The 8,954-nt window shown below is 39.2% G+C and carries 5 protein-coding genes; 4 read left to right on the forward strand and 1 reads right to left on the reverse strand.

Annotation, left to right across the window (positions count from 1 at the left end):
* The first annotated feature begins 733 nt into the window (after positions 1 to 733).
* The 4 genes from DWU89_RS19880 to DWU89_RS19895 all read left to right on the forward strand — a co-directional run bounded on the left by DWU89_RS19880 (position 734) and on the right by DWU89_RS19895 (position 8,530).
* The gene (locus DWU89_RS19880; RefSeq protein WP_115501370.1) at positions 734 to 1,621 is read left to right on the forward strand and encodes a FecR family protein; all 888 of its coding nucleotides are present in this window, start codon (positions 734 to 736) and stop codon (positions 1,619 to 1,621) included.
* 173 nt (positions 1,622 to 1,794) lie between these two features.
* Complete coding sequence (locus tag DWU89_RS19885) at positions 1,795 to 5,181, forward strand: SusC/RagA family TonB-linked outer membrane protein (RefSeq protein WP_115501371.1); 3,387 nt, start codon at positions 1,795 to 1,797, stop codon at positions 5,179 to 5,181.
* Between the two features lie 19 nt (positions 5,182 to 5,200).
* A complete protein-coding gene (locus DWU89_RS19890; RefSeq protein WP_115501372.1) occupies positions 5,201 to 6,979 on the forward strand; it encodes a RagB/SusD family nutrient uptake outer membrane protein in 1,779 nt (592 codons plus the stop codon).
* 78 nt (positions 6,980 to 7,057) lie between these two features.
* On the forward strand, positions 7,058 to 8,530 hold the full coding sequence (locus DWU89_RS19895) for a sulfatase (protein ID WP_115501373.1): 1,473 nt from the start codon (positions 7,058 to 7,060) through the stop codon (positions 8,528 to 8,530).
* Positions 8,531 to 8,621: 91 nt separating this feature from the next.
* Here DWU89_RS19895 and DWU89_RS19900 read toward each other — a convergent pair.
* A partial coding sequence (locus tag DWU89_RS19900) for a putative oxidoreductase C-terminal domain-containing protein (RefSeq protein WP_316250682.1) occupies positions 8,622 to 8,954 on the reverse strand: 333 nt, incomplete at its 5' end.

The raw sequence follows: 8,954 nt of genomic DNA on the forward strand, positions 1-8,954 counted from the left end.
ATTCTATTACTCTTTTACAATTTCTTCTTGGGCTTTTTCACACAGTCTCTGAAATCAACGGCAAAAGAGAGCCTGCGACAGGGGGCTTATTGTATAAAACGTGTTTTTTAGTCTCAAAAGACATCTGGAACTAAACAAATGTTAATCCACTTTTTTTGCCTCAAAAAGGGACTTTTTCGCCTTTTTTGACCGTTCCCAGCAATTACGACCGTCCTCTTCGCTATTATGACCGTGCTAATGTGTAGTGCACTCGGCACCTCGCGAAGATTAGGACGGTCGTAATGGCGATTTGAACGGTCGTAATCGGAAAGAGGACCGTCTTTAGGGCAAAAAAGCACCTGAATTTCCTTGCGATATTTGGGACGCTGTCCGTTTTATTTTCAAATAATCGATTCTCCGGGAGTTAAGCTTTATCACTTTGCCGGCGTTTCCGGCTTTCAGCAATCAAATTGCATACTTTTCGGAACGGGCTGCGCACCTCGTTTTTCCTATTGTCAGGAAGGGGAGTTTAAACCGTGAAAAGAGTCAATCCGAAATCGATCAGAATTTCGGACGAAATAGAAAAACGTCCGAAATGGGGGTTATTGTAATTCATTAGGTTTATAGGAGATTCAAAACTTGCCAGAAGTGAATCAATAAACAAAAGCAATCACCCTTCAATTATTTTTTATACTTCGAATAGGAGTTTTTCACTTCACTTGTCATCTCTATTTATACAAAGTATCAGAACAAGATGGAAGATAGACAAAACAATAATGAACTCGAATCACTGGCAAAGCGTATACATTTCAAGTCTTTGCCATTTGATGAAAAGCAGGCATTCAATCGTTTAACAGACAGAGCAAAATGGCCTGTCGTTATTTCTTATGCCGGAAAAGGGAATCCGGCATGGAAATATTTATCCATAGCAGCTTCCATTGCCTTTCTGTTGGTTACAAGTATCCTCTTGATTGACAAGGCCCCCAAACCCGAACTTGTCTATTATGAAACAACGGCCGTTCCTGATGCAAAAACAAAAATAACACTACCGGACAGTAGTGTCGTATGGTTAAATGCCAATGCCTGCCTGCGTTATCCGAGAGAGTTCAGCGAACATACCCGTCAGGTTGAAATAAAAGGAGAAGCATTCTTTGAAATCCGGAAAGATGAAAAAAAGCCCTTTATCGTTCAAACAGACAGGATCGGAATCCGGGTATTGGGTACGACTTTTAATGTAGACGCAGAGCCGGATAAGACAGAAGTAACTCTTCTCACCGGGAAAGTCAGTTTATATAGAAAAGAGAACCTGTCACAAATAGCAGACCGGATATTATCTCCCGGTGAACGGGCCGTCTTTTACAAGTCCAATAATAATCTGATAGTTTCAACCATACGTCCAGAAAGTATTACTTCATGGATTACCGGCAAATTTATATTCAGAGACAGTTCTTTAGAAGAAATCATGCAGGAACTTCAAAGGGCTTTCCACGTAAAAATACATATTGAAAGCGAAAATCTGCGCAAACAGACATTCAATGCCGACTTCACCGGGAAAGAAACATTAGATGAAATATTGTCTATTATGCAAATATCCGCCCGCTATCAGATAGAAAAGCAAAAAGGAGAAATCTTTTTAAAATAAATACAATGTCAAACCACAAAATGTAATAAATATGGATAGTACATGAGAAACACGTATTAATCCGCACCGCCGGATATAAAAAAGAATTGGGAATGTTGCGACCATTTCCCAATTCTATTGTCAACCGACAGGGATATCCCTGTCAAGTATAAAAAATTAATACCCACAAAATTATGGATAAAATTTTATTTATCAGGCAAAATCATAAAGATTTTGCAGGGAGAGCTTCTTATTTACTTTCCCGAACTGTTTTAAAACAACTTATTTGTGTATCAGGATTGCTCGTCTTGCTTCAATTTGCCGGTATATCATCCTTGTATGCCCAAGGCGTAAAGATCTCGTTGAATAAAGAAAATGCAACATTAGAAGAAATATTTCAAGAGATAGAAACAAAAACCGGTTACAAATTTGTATATAACACCTCTGAAATAAACAGAAACGAAAGGGCTTCTATCCAAGAAACCGAGCAGGAACTAAACGAGATCCTGCAAAATCTGTTTCGTACGAAACAAAATATTTCTTTTCGCATATCCAATAAACACATTGCTTTGTTCAAAGCACAAATCAAAAAAATCTCCGGAACCGTGCTCGATCCGCAAGGAGAAACCGTCATCGGAGCTAATGTCCTCGTAAAAGGCACGACAAACGGAACAATCACAGATATCGACGGCAAATTCAGCTTGGAAGCTGCCGAAGGAGACATCTTGCAAATCTCTTATATTGGTTATAATACGCAAGAAATCACATTAGGCAAGCAGTCCACTCTCAAAATCACTCTCAAAGAAGACCAACAAGCGCTCGAAGAAGTGGTTGTGATAGGTTATGGTGCAGTCAAAAAGAAAGATCTTACAGGTGCTATTACCCAAGTTAAAACAGATAAATATGCTACTCAGCAAAGTACTAACGTATTGGATATGTTGAATGGAACAGTTGCAGGTTTTAATTCTAATATCGGAACATCGGCCTCCGGTGCAAGTGAAATGGAAATCCGGGGCCCGTCATCCCTCTCTGCCAATAACTCTCCGCTGGTAGTATTGGATGGAGTCATTTTTAATGGCTCTATAAATGATATTAACCCTTCGGATATCGAGACAGTCGATGTATTGAAAGATGCCAGTTCTGCGGCAGTCTACGGTTCACGCTCTGCTGCCGGCGTTGTCATCATCAACACAAAACGTGGAAAGAGTGAAAAGATGACAATCAATTTCTCTGCTCAGCTTGGTCTGACAGATTTTACAAACGAAATCCGCCCTAATGACTTGGATGGTTTCATCCAACGCAGACAAGATTTCCAGCGTAGAATAAATCCAGACAAACCGGAAGGTTATTACAACAACCCGAATAACCTGCCAGAAGGCATAGATATCAACACCTGGCAAAAGTACGATGTTTCATATCAGGAAGATCCGATTAGGACTTGGATGACCCGCATCAACCTACGTGAAATAGAACAGGAAAACTTTCTCAATGGAAATACTTATGATTGGTTTGCTGAAGCCACACGACCAGGATTAAGGCAAAATTATAATGTCAATATATCTGGAGGTATCGGTAAAACAAAATACTATTGGTCATTGGGCTATACAGATAATCAGGGATACCTGAAAGGAGATGAATATAAGACGATCCGCTCACGAATGAATGCGGACACTAAAGTTACTGATTTCCTGACAGTAGGAATAAATGCTCAATTCAGCAATAAAGATGAGAGCAACGAAGCGATCAAACTATCAGACATAAGAACCCAGAGTCCGTTAGGTCAACCATATGATGAGAATGGTGAACTAAAATGGTATCCTCATGATGATTCCGGAGTAGAAAAGAATCCATTTCTCCTATACAAAGAAAGAGACAAATTCAACATAACTCAAAATCTGTTTGCGAATATTTACGCCGACCTACAATTACCATTTGGCTTTAGTTACAAAGTATCTTTTATTAATCGTTATGACTGGCAGAAGAACTATTACTACGATCCATCCACTATTCCAACAGGAAACAAAACAGGTGGATTCGGTCAACGTATCAACAGTTCACTCTATGAATGGCAAATAGACAACATCATATCATGGAAAAAGGCCTTTGGAATACATGATTTTTATGCGACATTTCTGTACAATGCAGAAAAGAAACAAACATGGAAAGATACCGGAGAAAATATCAATTTTACCCCCAGTGAAGCATTAGGTTTTCATCAATTAGGGGCTGGAAGTTCTCCTTCCATAAAAAATGAAGACACTTACTCCACAGGGACAGCAATTATGGGACGTCTGAATTATACACTCATGAATCGCTATTTATTGACTCTATCAATACGCAGGGACGGATACTCGGCATTCGGTTTGGAAAATCCTTACGCAACCTTTCCATCCGGAGCATTAGCCTGGAATTTGTCCGATGAAGCATTTTTCAATGTAAAGTGGATAAATAATCTCAAAATCAGAGCTTCATATGGAATAAACGGTAATCGGGATATTGGTATTTACGATGCATTAGCAAAACTCGAAACAACTAAATATTTGACAGATGGAACATTTATATCCGGTATTTACAGTAATTCACTGGCAAATAGATTCCTTAAATGGGAAAAAACAAAAGCTCTGAATTTAGGTATTGATTTTTCAGTATTGGAGAATCGCTTAACAGGCTCTTTAGACTATTATGACATGACAACCAATGATTTATTGTTGAAGCGGAGTCTACCTACTATTATCGGATACGAGAATGTAATGTCCAATATGGGAGAATTAAAAAATAAAGGTTTCGAAATGACATTGAATAGTTACAACATCCAGAATGAGAACTTTTATTGGAACTCTACATTTACATTCTCTTTTAATCGTAATAAGATCAAACATTTATACGGTGAAATGATTGACATATTGGATAAGAATGGAAATATAATCGGACAAAGGGAAGCTGACGATATAAGTAATAGTTGGTTTATCGGTCAATCTATCGACCGTATATGGGATTATAGGTTTGACGGAATTTACCAGTTAGGAGAAGAAGATATTGCAAAATCATTCGGTAAAGCTCCGGGAGATACCAAATTATATGATCTGAATGGAGATGGAGTTTCAACCCAGGAAGATAAGATATTCCAAGGATATACCAAACCTCGTTATCGTTTGGGATTAAGAAATGACTTTACTATCTTCAAAAACTTCCAGATATCATGTTTCATCCGGGCAGATTTAGGGCATTGGGGCAAAAACGGATTATTGAGTAGCAAGTCACAAGTCGAAGACAGAAGGAACGAATATGCTTTACCTTACTGGACACCGGAAAACCCAACAAACAAATATACCCGTTTAAATACAGTCGACACACCCGAATATAGCATATACGAATCCCGGAGCTTTGTTCGTTTGCAAGACTTATCCATCGCCTATAATATTCCGGAGAATATTACGAAGAACCTAAAGGTTGGACGCTGTAAAGTTTATCTGAGCGGACGAAACCTCATCACATTTACAAAATGGTCTGGCTGGGACCCGGAATCAGAAAACAAGCCCATGCCCAGAATCTTCACCTTCGGCATTGATGTAACATTATAATTAGAAAGGAGAATATATCATGAAAAAATGGATCAAATATATTGTATGCGCTTCTTTTATCACCACGTTATCTTGTGGTGACGACTTTTTAGAAATTAAACCATTGTCTATCTTCACCCCTGAATCTGTCTATACAGATAAAGCCGGATTTGAAGGCGTATTAGTCAATCTCAGGAAAAATTTGCGACCGGATTTTTACGGTCAAGGAGGAGGATTAGCTTGTGAACTAATCGCTTCAGACCTGGCAATTAGTGCAAATAAACAGCAAGATGCCGTCCATAATTTTGACACGCAAGTCATCCCGACCGGGACAGGAAGCACTTACGACTTCCATGAAATATGGACTCGTGCATACAATCAGGTACGGAATGCAAATGTCATCTTATCCCGTATCAATAACGGAAAATTCGATTCCGAAGAAATAAAAAATGCAATTATTGCAGAAGCATACTTCCACAGAGCTTACTGGTATTACAGGCTCATTCATCTATTCGGAGATGTACCATTCCTAAATGTAGAACACACAGCTCCCAAAATCGATTTTTACACACATACCCGAAAATCAATTTTGACAAAGATAACAGAAGACATGGCCTGGGCCGTTCAATGGCTACCGGAAAAAATAACTCCCGGAGCTGTATCAAAAGCTGCAGGAAATCATCTACTAACTAAAATATATCTGGCAGACGGAAAATTTGAAGAAGCTATACAAACAGCCTCTGCTGTCATTGACGGAGGTATACACAACCTTATGGAGGACAGATTTGGTGTAGTTGCTTCAGATCCCTCGTATAACGTTATCTGGGATTTACATCAAAAAGAGAATAAAAGTTCATCTTTAAATAAGGAAGGGATACTTGTAGTACAAGACCGGTACGGATTTCCTGATGCAGAAGCCAAAGATGGGACCCAGTCAATGCGCCGTTATGTGCCAGCTTGGTGGAATGCTTCCTATATAAAAGATCCAGACGGAAAAAAAGGGACAATCGATACTCAAGGCAATGAATTTCTGATAAAAGTGGGAAGAGGAGTAGGTTACGTTCGTGCATGTAGCTATCATAATTATGAAATATGGAATAATTGTAATAAGGATTTACGACACGACAACCAAGTAAATTGGTTCTCTGTGGATAAATTCATATACAATAATCCAGCTTCAAAATATTACGGACAGCCTGTACAAATACAATACACAAATCCTCTGGATACGATCCATTGCTGGTATCCTTTTCCTTATTACAAAATTTATGTAGAAGATGAAGAAAGGCCGGATCAACCATACGGAGGTCATTCCGATTGGTATTTATTCCGTTTAGCCGAAACTTATCTTTTGAGGGCCGAAGCATATTACTGGTCAAACCAAATGGATAAAGCAGCTAATGACATTAATGCAGTACGGACACGTGCAAGTGCTGATCCTATTTCTGCCGCAGATGTTTCGATCGATTATATCTTGGATGAAAGAGCCAGAGAACTTTTTGCTGAAGAATTCCGAAAAACAGAATTGACCCGAATTGCATTCATCATGGCAGAAAATAGCATAAATGGCTACACTACTGAAAATTTCACTGAAAAGAATTTCTGGTATGATCGCGTTATGACTAAAAATGAGTTTTATAAAGCGGGTAATATATTATGGGGACCTAATATTTACAAGTTAAGCCCGTTTCATGTACTTTGGCCAATACCAGCTGATGCTATCGATAGTAATCAAGGGGGTATTATCAATCAAAACAAAGGTTATGTCGGATATGAAAAGAACGGAACTCCATTGACCGTTATAGACGATCAACAATAATTTTTTAACCAAGCAGTTATTATCAGCTGCTTGGTTATATTTGCATTTCACATTTTACTCATGCTTAAATTACATATCATGAAAAATAATTATCCTTTATTATCAGTCTGTTTACTGGCTCTACCCTTTCATTGCTATGCGCAAAAAAAGGCGAATAAAACAAAACCCAATATTCTTTTCATCTGCGTGGATGACCTCCGCAGGGAATTGGGTGCTTATGGTTCTATCGTGAAAACTCCGAATATCGATCGGCTGGCTTCACAGGGCAGTTTGTTTTTTCAACACTATGTACAAGTCCCGACAAGTGGAGCATCACGAGCCAGCATGCTAACAGGACATTTTCCTAAAGACAAATCAGATCTTTCCAACGAAGCATGTCGAACAAGACTGTCAGACAAACCGGAAGGGGAAATCCCCGAAACGATGTTCCACCACCTGCGAAGAAACGGATATTATACTGTAGGTATCGGGAAAATAAGTCATTATGTAGATGGATGTCTATACGGCTATGAAGCTCCCAAGACTGATAAGCCGGAGCTTCCCTATAGTTGGGACGAAATGTTATTCGATGCAGGGAAATGGGGAAATGGCTGGAATGCCTTCTTTGGATACGCAGACGGAAGTAACCGGCAAAGCCATAAAAAACAAGTAAAGCCATATGAGTGTGCAGATGTTGCAGATGAAGGTTATCCCGATGGGTTAACTGCTAATTTGGCGGTCAAGAAGATAAAGGAATTAACGACAAAAAATGAGCCATTCTGTCTGGCAGTCGGCTTTTTTAAACCTCATTTGCCTTTTACATCTCCTAAAAAGTACTGGGATATGTATGAGGAATCATCTATCCCCATCTCCCCTATGCCAGATATTCCAGAAGGGTGTGATCCTATCAGTCTGCATGAGAGTGCAGAGTTCAAAAGTTATCAATTAGGAGATGAAATGCCATTCATCGAAAAAAGAGTTTCGGATGATTATGCCCGCAAACTTCGACATGCCTATTTTGCTTGCGTAAGTTATATGGATGCCCAAGTTGGAAAAGTTTTAGATGCTCTCGAAGCCAGTGGAAAAATGGATAACACGATTATTATTTTATGGGGAGACCACGGATGGCACTTAGGAGATCTTCGTGTTTGGGGAAAACATACCTTACATGAAACATCTCTAAGCAGTGCACTCGTAATAAAAGCTCCCGGATGCAAGCAAGGGATAAAAAATAAACGGATCGTCAATTCTATCGACATTTATCCAACTCTCATGGAACTTTGTAAAATTCCTTTACCTGCAGGATTGGACGGGCTTAGTTTTGCGACCTTGCTAAACAAACCGAATGACAAAAAATGGATCGATGCAGCTTATAGCTATTATCGGAACTGCATTACACTCCGAACTCCGGAATATCGCTTCACACGCTATAACAAGAAAGGAGAAATCATTACCGAGCTCTACCAATATGATGAGGACCGCATTGAACGAAAAAATATAGCAAAAGAAAAGCCTGACGTTGTACAAAAGCTACTACCACTATGGGAACAAGGTGTAAGATTTGATTTTTAATCACCTGGCTCTCGAAAAAACAAAAAATGGAATTGTTATAAAGCATACAAACATTTATAACAACTCCATTTCTTTATTATTATAGCTAAATCTATTTCGTTTTCGCTTTTGCCATATCCAAAGCAGAAGTCGTTGTATAATACTTAGCCAGCATATTCGGAACTTCCCATTCCGGCAATTTGCCATCCTTCAGATACTGAAGGAAATGCTCTGTTACCTGCCCGAAGTGAGCTTCATGACCGACACGGTATTTTGCAGGAATCTCGATCTGCCATACACTGTCGCTGATCTTATTCAAGGCTACACCCGGATATTTGGCTGAAACCTTTTCCATTGAAGCGGTAAGATCCTTTTCATAGGCAGCCAGATCGACACCCTTAACTGCTTCTACAAACAATTCAGGTTGATAGTTTTGCTCTTTACC

This window comes from Parabacteroides acidifaciens, assembly GCF_003363715.1.
Lineage (GTDB): Bacteria > Bacteroidota > Bacteroidia > Bacteroidales > Tannerellaceae > Parabacteroides > Parabacteroides acidifaciens.